Raw genomic sequence first — 3,729 nt, forward strand, 5'->3', positions numbered from 1 at the left:
GCTACTGCTGTAACTGCTTTTTCTACCGCTGAGAAAACGGCTTTAAGTGCAGCGCCTGCGGAAGTGTTCTCTGGATATTTAGCGTTAGATAGCGCTGATGATACGCCTATTGCAGTGACCGGTACGGCTTCTGCCAATGCAGGGTTTGAAACGTCTAATGGTGCAGATTCATTTAAATTGGGCACTGCTGGAACGGGTACTAGTGCGATCACTACGGCTGACAAACTAAGCATTAATGGTGTGGAAATCTCGGCTGCCACAACCACGGACACTGCCGGACTTGTCGCACATATCAACTCGTACAGTGACAAAACGGGTGTAACAGTCAGTGCTGATGGTAAAACGTTCTCTGCAGAAGCAGGTCGTGGTATTGAAATTACTTCAAGTGCTGATACACAAGCTGGACGTAAAGATGCATTAGCCAAATTTGGTATTAATAACGAAATGGGTGGTAAATCTATCGATAGTTTAGGTACTAATGTATCAACGGCTGCAGGTGCATCAAGTACCATTGATAAGATTGATGAAGCGTTAAAACGCGTAACTGAATCTCGAGCTGGTTTAGGTGCGATTCAAAACCGTTTAAGCTCTACCATTTCTAACTTAGAGAATGTATCGCAAAATCTATCAGCTTCTAATTCTCGAATTCAAGATGCTGACTTTGCTGCAGAAACCTCTAAAATGAGTAAAGCGCAGATTCTACAACAAGCGGGTACATCGATGTTATCGCAAGCGAATGCATCAGCACAAAGTGTACTGTCACTGCTTGGTTAAACCGTTAGGGTAGCTAACTAGTTGATTTAATAGCTCCCTAGTAATAGGGGGCTTTTTTGCTTATTAGGTTTTACCTATTTTTTTTGAGTATAGAGGTGTATTATGTCGGAATTAAATGTTGCAATATCACCGTCAGGGTTTGTCGGGGTAGAAAAAGAGGCCTCTGCGACAGATAAGGTGTTGGATGATTCAGTTAAGCTAAACCCAATAAATCAGGTAAGCACTGAAAATAAGATAAACGCAGAACAAGACGAGAAACAAGCGCCGAAACTTAGCCCTGCTGAAGTAACAGAAACGGTCGAAGAGATGAATGCTTTCATACAGAATATGCAACGTAGTTTATCTTTTAGTGTTGATGAGCAGTCAGGGCAGAGTGTTATTTTAGTGAAAGATACTGAAAGTGATGAAATTATCCGCCAGATCCCATCCGAAGAGTTAGTGGTGTTGCGCAAAAAAATGGATGATGTTGTGGGTATTTTGTTTGATACTAAAGTGTAATGATATATTTGGAAGGGCGACACTAGTTGTGCCTTAACCATTTTAAGAAATATTGAGTCTAAAAGATAAAACAGCGTTAAGTTATTTACACTTTATAATTTAACGCTATTTCATCTGTATTTCTTGGTGTGGTTTTTGCATCATTTAAGCTTGTTTGTGTTCCTAAATTCAGATAATTAAGTGCAATAAGTAAGGAGTTATTATGTCTTCCATCACTTCAACTGGGCTTGGCTCAGGTCTTGATATCAATGCGATTGTTACCGCCATTGTGGGCGCTGAAAAAGATCCCGCACTAGCGAAGATGATAAAATCATCGGGGCAAGCAACGGCGATGATCTCCGCTTATGGCATGTTAAACAGTGAACTTTCTGCCTTTAAATCTTCTTATAGTGAGCTAGGGCGAAGTTCCTCATTTTCAGCTGCTTCTGCAAGCAGTAGCGACAGTAGCATTCTTGATGCAAAACTGGGTATTGGTGCTGCAACGGGTAGTTGGGAGTTTGAAGTCAAACAACGTGCGCAAGCGCAAACCATTGTCACCTCCTCCGCTAACTCTTATGCTGAGGCCTCTTCTGAAATTGGAACTGGCGTCATTAAATTTGAATTCGGTACTTATAATGATGATGGTTCATTTTCAATTAACCCTGATAAAGCGTTTGAAACCTTAACCATTGATACCTCTAATAACAGTCTCGATAAAATGCGTGATGCTATTAATGAAGGGGATTACAGTGTTTCTGCTTCGATTATTAATGATGGCACCAACTACCGTTTAGTGTTAACCAATAAAGAAACCGGTGAAGCGAGTGCAATGCAGATGACCGTGGTTGATGATGATGGTGATAACAGTGATACATCAGGGCTTTCAGCTTTCACCTATTCTGCAACAGTTAAACATCTAGATGAAACGGCCACGGCACAAGGTGCCAAAATTGTGATGAATGGTATTGAAATTACCCGTGAAACAAATGAAATCAGCAATGTGATTGAAGGGGTGACGTTAAATATTAACGGTGAAGAGATTGGTAAAAAAGTAACTTTAACGATAAAGCAAGACACCAGTAAAGTTGAAGAACAATTAAAAGCCTTTGTGGAAAATTATAATAGTACCATTACTAAAATGAACTCATTAACGGCTGATGGGGGCGTTGGGGGCTCAAGTGGCGCACTTAATGGCGATTCAACGGTGCGTAATATCCAAAATCAGATGCGTGGTATATTAAATACCATGGTTGATCACATCGATGGACCAATACACAGCTTTGCTGATTTAGGTTTTTTAACCAATCGTGATGGTACATTATCAATTGATACCAACATCTTAATTAACGAAGATGGCTCTGCATCCACTCATACGCGATTTTCCAATGCAATGGCCAATCACATGGACAGTGTTGCTGATTTTTTTACTGCTTCAGGTGGTGCGAGTGATTCATTAATTACCTTTGAAGGTAAAAGTGGCTTAACCAAACCGGGCACTTATGATATTGAGGTGACCAAACTTGCCACTCAAGGGCAACTAACCGGTATTGCACACAGTGGTTTTCCGATGACCATTAATGCAAGCAATGATACTTTTAAACTGCGCTTAGATGGTTTTTTGTCGGAAGACATTACCCTGTCATCAAAAACCTATACCTCCATTGAAGAGCTAACTACCGAGTTGCAATCAAAAATAAATTCTGACCCTAATTTTGTTAAAAATGGCTTAAATGTCAGCATTATTGAAGATGCTGGCGTTATTTCCATTGTTTCTAATAGTTATGGTTCATCCTCTACGGTGGCGATCACCGAGATGGAAGATCCGAGTTTTGCAATATTATTAGGTTTAACGATGAGTGGTAGTGGTAGCACCAATACCACTGGCGAAAATGCAGAGGGGTTAATTGATGGCAAAGTCGCTTATGGTGATGGACAATTTCTACTTTCTGAAAAAGGGGATTCAACAGGTATTAAGGTATTGATCAATGGTGGTGCATTAGGTGATCGTGGTCAAGTCACTTATGCAGAGGGAATGAGCTCATTAATGAATAATATTCTTGATGGGATTATTGACAAAAACATTAGTTCAACCGATGGCGATATTGGCTATAGTGGCAGTACAATTGATGGGAAAATTGATTCTCTGTATAAAACAATTACTCACAATGATGAAAAGCAAGCTAGCTTAATTTATAAAATGGATAAATATGAGGCGCGTTTATATAAACAATTTAATGCCATGGATATGGCGGTTTCTAATCTTAGCAATACCATGGAATATTTAAAAGCAACCCTGGATGCGTTGCCTGGTTATACTAGGAAAAAATAACATTCAGGACTCCTAAGTCATTAGGAGTCATAAATTCAGAGAATAAGTATTCAATTATGGCTCTGTTGTAGAACACTGTTGTCACCCATAGGCAGCGACTAATATTTCTTGTTTATTGAGCTTCGCGTTGCTTTCCCTAAACCAAGCAA

The 3,729-nt window shown here is 39.9% G+C and carries 3 protein-coding genes; all 3 read left to right on the plus strand.

What is annotated here, in order from left to right; genetic code table 11:
• A partial coding sequence (locus G322_RS21300) for a flagellin (RefSeq protein ID WP_022943081.1) occupies positions 1 to 774 on the plus strand: 774 nt, incomplete at its 5' end.
• A 102-nt stretch (positions 775 to 876) separates the two neighbouring features.
• A complete protein-coding gene (locus G322_RS22470; protein ID WP_022943082.1) occupies positions 877 to 1,272 on the plus strand; it encodes a flagellar protein FlaG in 396 nt (131 codons plus the stop codon).
• A 202-nt stretch (positions 1,273 to 1,474) separates the two neighbouring features.
• Entirely contained in the window at positions 1,475 to 3,580 is a 2,106-nt protein-coding gene (gene fliD / locus G322_RS0118020; protein WP_022943083.1) for a flagellar filament capping protein FliD, read from the plus strand.
• Positions 3,581 to 3,729 lie beyond the last annotated feature (149 nt).

It is taken from the genome of Psychromonas hadalis ATCC BAA-638, assembly GCF_000420245.1.
Lineage (GTDB): Bacteria > Pseudomonadota > Gammaproteobacteria > Enterobacterales > Psychromonadaceae > Psychromonas > Psychromonas hadalis.